The sequence below is a fragment of the Dinghuibacter sp. genome (genome assembly GCF_035492835.1).
Lineage (GTDB): Bacteria > Bacteroidota > Bacteroidia > Chitinophagales > Chitinophagaceae > Dinghuibacter.
Genome location: NZ_DATJIY010000107.1, coordinates 1 through 2,739, shown reverse-complemented (window position 1 = coordinate 2,739; position 2,739 = coordinate 1). Strand labels below are relative to the sequence as shown.

At 62.5% G+C, this 2,739-nt stretch carries 4 protein-coding genes; all 4 read left to right on the top strand.

What is annotated here, in order from left to right; all coding sequences use genetic code 11:
- The first annotated feature begins 15 nt into the window (after positions 1 to 15).
- The gene (locus tag VL547_RS10290) at positions 16 to 354 is read left to right on the top strand and encodes an L-rhamnose mutarotase (RefSeq protein ID WP_325577576.1); all 339 of its coding nucleotides are present in this window, start codon (positions 16 to 18) and stop codon (positions 352 to 354) included.
- Positions 355 to 356: 2 nt separating this feature from the next.
- A complete protein-coding gene (locus tag VL547_RS10285; RefSeq protein WP_325577575.1) occupies positions 357 to 1,214 on the top strand; it encodes an amidohydrolase family protein in 858 nt (285 codons plus the stop codon).
- Between the two features lie 12 nt (positions 1,215 to 1,226).
- Positions 1,227 to 2,015 carry an SDR family oxidoreductase gene (locus VL547_RS10280; RefSeq protein ID WP_325577574.1) on the top strand — a complete coding sequence of 263 codons (789 nt, stop codon included), beginning with the start codon at positions 1,227 to 1,229 and terminating at the stop codon, positions 2,013 to 2,015.
- Between the two features lie 40 nt (positions 2,016 to 2,055).
- Positions 2,056 to 2,739 (top strand): alcohol dehydrogenase catalytic domain-containing protein (locus tag VL547_RS10275; RefSeq protein WP_325577573.1); only part of this gene is annotated, 684 nt, incomplete at its 3' end.

Here is a 2,739-nt window from a genome sequence, read left to right as displayed (position 1 = left end):
AATAATTAACAACAGATGAAACGTTATTGTCTCGCCGTCGACCTCAAGGACGAACCCGGTCTGATCCGCGACTACGAACACCTGCACGAGCCGGACCAGGTATGGCCCGAAATCCTAGAATCCATCCGCGCCGCGGGTATCGTAGACATGCAGATCTACCGTACCGGTAACCGCCTGTTTATGATCATGGAGACCAAGGACGACTTCAGCCTGGACGTCAAGGCCTCCCTCGACAAGAACAACCCCGCGGTCCAGCACTGGGAAGACCTCATGTGGACCTTCCAGCAACCGCTCCCCTGGGCCGACCCGGGCGAAAAGTGGGTGCTCATGGATCAAATCTTTCAACTCCCGTAGCCATGCTCCGCATCGACGCCCACCAGCACTTCTGGCAATATGACCCCGTCCGCGACAGCTGGATCGAGCCTTCCAGCCCGATCGCGCGGGACTTCGGTCCTTCGGACCTCCAGCCCCTGCTGGAATCCCAGGCGATCGACGGCTGCGTGGCCGTACAGGCGTCGTCTTCCCCGGCGGAAACGGCGTACCTGCTGTCACTCGGTGCGTCCTTCATCCGTGGCGTCGTCGGTTGGGTGAACCTCCAGGCGGACGACATCGAAGACCAGCTGGCGCACTACAGCGGGTTTCCGCTCCTCAAGGGGTTCCGGCACATCCTCCAGGGGGAAGCGCAACGCGACTATATGCTGCGGCCGGCGTTTTTGCGAGGCATTGGGTTGCTCAACCGCTACGGGTTCACGTATGACATTTTGATATTCCCGGATCAGATAGAATTTGCGACCGAGTTCGCCCGGCTCTTCCCGGACCAGCCGTTTGTGCTGGACCACATCGCGAAGCCTGACATCAAGGGGTACGCGCTTGGCGATGCCGGTTCCCACGCGCCCGGCGCCCTCCACGAATGGCGGAAAAAAATCCGCTCACTCGCCGCATGCGACAACGTCTCCTGCAAAGTCTCCGGCATAGTCACCGAAGCCGACTGGAAAACGTGGAAACCTGAAGACTTCAAACCTTTCCTGGAAGAGGTAACCGAGGCCTTTGGCCCGAAGAGGCTGATGTTCGGCTCCGACTGGCCGGTATGTCTGCTGGCCGCGGAATACGACGCGATGATCCGGATCGTGACGGACTTCTACGCGGGTTTTTCCCCGGATGAAAAGGCCGCGATCTTCGGGGGGACGGCGTGCGACTTTTATCACCTACTGTAAAACAACACTATAATGGATTTACAACTTCAGGACAAGGTCATACTCGTAACCGGGGGCGCCAAGGGCATAGGCGAGGGGATTACCCGGGCGCTGGCGACGGAAGGGGCGATCCCGGTGATCATAGGCAGGAATGCGGAGGATAACCAGGTAACGGCCGACGACATCCGGGCCGCGGGTGGTCGCGTCACGGTCGTAACGGCGGAGCTGAACGAGCCTTTAGCCTGCGAACGCGCGGTACAGGAAGCGCTGGCGGCGCACGGCCGCATCGACGGGGTCGTCAACAACGCGGGCCAGAACGACGGGGTGGGCCTGGAGCACGGGGGATACGAAGCCTTTATGCGATCCCTCCACCGGAACCTGATCCACTATTACCTCATCGTCCACCACGCGCTCCCCGCACTAATCAAGTCGAAAGGCGCCATCGTCAATATCACGTCCAAAACCGCCGAAACCGGCCAGGGCGGCACCTCCGCCTACGCCGCGTCCAACGGCGGGCGCAACGCGCTGGTGCGCGAATGGGCGGTGGAGCTCCTCAAATACGGTATCCGCGTGAACGGTCTCGTCGTGGCGGAGTGCTGGACGCCGCTCTATGAAAGATGGATCAGCACCGTCCCTGACCCTGAAGCCAAGCTGCGCGAAATACGTTCCAAGATACCGCTGGGTAACCGGATGACGACCAAAGAGGAAATCGCGGATATGACGGCGTTCCTGCTATCGGAGCGCTCCGGGCATACGACGGGGCAGCTCATCCACGTGGATGGCGGGTATGTGCACCTGGATAGGGCGATCAGTAATACGTAGGGCGCGGCTTCGCGGCACGCTCGGTTAAAATGGATTTTTTATGAAAGCCTGGAGTTGTACCACACCCGGTGTTTTGGACCTGATCGATACGGCCCCGCCTTCGGCGGCGCCCGGCCGCTCGCTGCTCCGCATCCGTCGCATCGGCGTCTGCGGCACGGACCTGCACGCCTTCAAGGGCACGCAGCCCTTTTTCTCCTACCCCCGCATCCTCGGCCACGAGCTCGCCGGTGACGTAGACGGCGAACCCTTCACCATCATACCCTATTACGCCTGCGGCCACTGCATCGCCTGCCGCCGCGGCCTGCCCAACTGCTGCGTCTCGATACAGGTCTGCGGCGTACACGTCGACGGCGGGATGGTGGAATGCCTTAGCGTGCCCAATGACGCGCTGATCCCCGCGGGGGGGCTTTCCTACGACGCCCTGGCCCTCGCGGAACCGCTCGCGATCGGCGCCCACGGCGTCCGTCGCGCGGGCGTCACACCCGGGGAATACGTGCTCGTGATCGGCGCGGGGCCGATCGGCCTCGGGACGATGGCGATGGCGCGGCTTGCGGGGGCGCGGGTCATCGCGATGGACGTGAACGCCAACCGGTTGCAGTTCTGCCGCGAAAAACTGGGGGTGGAGCACGCGGTGCAGGCCGGAGACGACGCATCGGTGCGCGACCTCACGGGTGGCGACATGCCCACCGTCGTCATCGACGCCACCGGCAGCCTCCGCGCCATC

Coding starts and splice junctions, on each gene's coding strand:
- VL547_RS10290 (WP_325577576.1), top strand. CDS start 16: ATGAAACGTTATTGTCTCGCCGTCGACCTCAAGGACGAACCCGGTCTG.
- VL547_RS10285 (WP_325577575.1), top strand. CDS start 357: ATGCTCCGCATCGACGCCCACCAGCACTTCTGGCAATATGACCCCGTC.
- VL547_RS10280 (WP_325577574.1), top strand. CDS start 1,227: ATGGATTTACAACTTCAGGACAAGGTCATACTCGTAACCGGGGGCGCC.